The 2,819-nt window shown below is 49.8% G+C and carries 1 protein-coding gene and 1 pseudogene; one reads left to right on the top strand and one right to left on the bottom strand.

The genetic code is table 11. The annotated features are described in order from the left end of the window. A pseudogene (locus IQ260_RS29505) lies at positions 1-336 on the top strand (NAD(P)H-quinone oxidoreductase subunit N); the annotation flags it as partial. 131 nt (positions 337-467) lie between these two features. Here IQ260_RS29505 and IQ260_RS29500 read toward each other — a convergent pair. After that, positions 468-2,819, bottom strand: a 2,352-nt coding sequence (locus tag IQ260_RS29500) for a GAF domain-containing protein (protein WP_193996619.1), incomplete at its 5' end; no start/stop codon positions are given.

Genomic DNA, 2,819 nt, shown 5'->3' with positions numbered 1-2,819 from the left:
GCCTACAACCTGGTGCTCATCGGTTTAGTTACCAGTGTGATTTCGATCTATTACTACATCCGTGTAGTCAAGATGATGGTAGTCAAAGAACCCCAGGAAATGTCCGATGTGATCAAAAACTATCCACCCCCACGGTGGGATTTACCCGGTATGCGTCCCCTACAGGTAAGTCTCGTGATCGCTGTAATAGCTACCTCCCTAGCAGGTGTACTTTCAAATCCGCTGTTTACCCTAGCTAATGATTCTGTAGTTAAGACACCCCTGCTACAAGCTGCCCAAGACACCAGCAGTACCGTAGCCGTAACCCTGCCAGCGACGTCTGACAGCTCGTTTTAACAGCTATTCAATTTTGCTCACCGAGCCTTACTCAAGGGGAGTACCTGACTTTTACAACAAAGGGGCCTAGCTGGTTATCCAAGCTAAGCCCCTTTGTTGTGTTTTAGGTGGAGTTTTAGGAAGTTACCCTCCTAAGGGATTAGTGGATTAGTGGGCTGATTCATCGGAAACATCACAGAGCTACGAATTCGATTATCGTCCAGCTTTTCCAAAATAAATTCTCCACCTAGACGATGCATCAAGGACTGGCAAATCGCTAAATTTAGACCCGGTGGTCTGTCTAAAGGTGACTCGGCTAGATGATCCTGACGATGCCCCTGATTAAGCAAGGTAATAATGGCCTCATCTACAGCCCCATCATCTGTGATGGACAGCTCAAGCCATTGTTGATCGAGGGGGCGACTCCAAATATCTACTCGCCCCCGTGCAGGTGAACGTCGGCAGGCCGTAGAAATTAGCTCATACAAGACAAATTCTATTTTCTGCATTTCGCCTTGGAGTGCCAAATTGCTATCACAGTGCACCTGGGTCCAAAGTTGCTTTTTTTGAACCTGGGTTTGAACTCGCTTCATTAAACGGTTTAGCAACCCAACCAGGGGGACTTTACGAGGATCCGAGGCCATTGCCCACCGTTCTCGACCGGTTAGCCGTAATAGCTCTTTTTCCATCCCAGCTAAGCGGCTTTCCACCGCATGGAAATAAGGCTGATCACCCATACCAGGCTGCTGCTTTAAGTTACTCAGCTGACGTCGTGACTCGCGCACCTGCCGCCGAATATCATCCATATGATGGTGTTTGTACCAATTTAGCTCCGTTAGCTGGCTCCTTTTATCATGCAAACGATGCGTCAGCAACAAATGACGCCGACACCAGGCCAGCTGCTGAACCAACACCGCCAACATATTCATCTGCTGATCAGAAAAGCGCCGGTCCCCTTCATCGGCTAGTACAATCACACCGTTGAGCGTATGTTCCGGCGATGTTCTCAGGGCAACCACTAGCAGCTGAGAATGAGGCGGACACCGTAGCCATTGACGTGTCACATCGGGTAAATCTTCAAACTCAAGCTGAATGACGCCATCGGTCTGAATTGCCCAGTTAATAACAGCATCGTTATTAACTAAAATAGGCGGGCTCTCCTTAGCCGCAAACTGTTTATTTCGAATGACAGAGGATGCTAAACGGGCTTCCTTTTGATTATTTTCCCAGACAATTAATGCCACCAGCGGTAGCCGCAGCAGCTGGCTGATATGATGCGTGGCTGCTTGCTCTAACTGGGCAACATCGAACGTACGCTGTAGGTTACGCAGCCCCCACTGTAGGGTGTCATGCATCTGAGAATGCTGCTGGGCCTGGCGTTGTAAAAACCACTGGTGCAAAACCAACCCAATTTGTCGACCGACTGACTGCAGTGAATTTTGTTGAACTTGGTTCCAACGACGGGTATTACTATCAGTCACCAACAGTATGCCTTCTGGAGCCTGGCCTGGCGAGAGATTATAGGCCATCGCCGCCTGCATCCCCATCCGTAAAAACTGGGGACGCCACGCCCGCAGTTTTAGATCATTATCTAAATTCTCGATACATACCGGAGCCGTCTGTCGCGTTAATAGCTGCCAATCGATATCATGCAGAGAACGCCAGGTATCTTGAGTGGGTTTGCTTTGAGTCCCATGGTGCTGATAGCCCACCTCAAATCCGCCACACTCCAAATCGGGAATCAGCACCAGCAATCCGTCAATTTCGAGGGTGGCAATCAACTGGTCAGCACATCGCGCCATCACCGATTGCCAATCGCGATCGCCATGGATACTTTGGGCAATCCCTACCGATAGCTGATGATTTGCTTCTAAATCAGCTACCCGTTCTTGTAAGGCTGACATGGGCATCCCCAAACTAACCACTTGAGCCGCTGCCGTTAAATAGCGCTTTTCTGGGACACTCCACCTACGAACCTGATTGGCCTCCACAACCAAAAAGCCAAGTAAATCCTTCTGCATTAAAATCGGTGCCACCATCAACGACGGCTTGTCAAACCCCTGCGTCAGGGGCTCAATCACCGACTCCGAATGGGAGCATGTATCCTGGCCAACAATGATGACATCGCCACAGGAGAGGGCCTGATAAAACTCTTGATAACCACTGGCCGACAGCTCAGATAGCGCGGGGGCCTGGGACGCATAGGCCTGGCGATTGTGACTACCATTAGCCACTCGGTGCCAGAACAAACGCTGTTGAGGTTCAAACCAATAGCCACGGGTACGACTAGCCCCGATAAACTTATGGGTGGCATCGACAATGGCCTGCAGCCTGGGCTCCAATTCTTGCAGGGTTTCTAGTTTTGCTAGGAGCTGGAAAAATGGCTGGGACGGTCGTTTTTCTTGCTTTAGGTAAGCAGCCTGCCGGTATTGATGCAGAATAGCCGCTAGGGTTGTAACTAGTATAGAAAACGTCTTTTTCTGTACACCAGATTTAAGCGTAGC

The sequence above is a fragment of the Leptolyngbya cf. ectocarpi LEGE 11479 genome, from assembly GCF_015207065.1.
Taxonomy (GTDB): domain Bacteria; phylum Cyanobacteriota; class Cyanobacteriia; order Phormidesmidales; family Phormidesmidaceae; genus Leptothoe; species Leptothoe ectocarpi.
Note: the sequence above shows the minus strand (reverse complement) of the source record. Positions and strands in the feature narration are given on the sequence as shown.